Source organism: Leifsonia sp. SIMBA_070 (assembly GCF_046534635.1).
GTDB lineage: Bacteria > Actinomycetota > Actinomycetes > Actinomycetales > Microbacteriaceae > Leifsonia.
Map to the genome: position 1 here is coordinate 1 of NZ_JAWRYK010000285.1, position 271 is coordinate 271.

Sequence of the window (271 nt, forward strand, 5' to 3'; positions counted from 1 at the left end):
TTCGGCACGAAGTCGACGACGTCCTCGCCGAGGTCTTCGGTCATACGCATGGCGGCGCGATCGAGGCGGGCCTCCGTGTAACGCGAGGCGGCGGGGCCGTCATCGAGGGATCCGAAGTTGCCGTGACCGTCGACGAGGGGGACCCGCATCGCGAAGTCCTGCGCCAGACGCACGAGTGCGTCGTAGATGGCGCTATCGCCGTGCGGGTGCAGCTTGCCCATGACGTCGCCCACGACGCGGGCGCTCTTGACGTGTCCGCGGTCGGGCCGCA

General features: G+C 69.4%; 1 protein-coding gene. It reads right to left on the reverse strand.

Going from position 1 to position 271, the window contains the following annotated elements; translation table 11 throughout:
* Positions 1-271, reverse strand: a 271-nt coding sequence (locus SB754_RS20375) for a DNA gyrase subunit A (RefSeq protein ID WP_410784179.1), incomplete at both ends; no start/stop codon positions are given.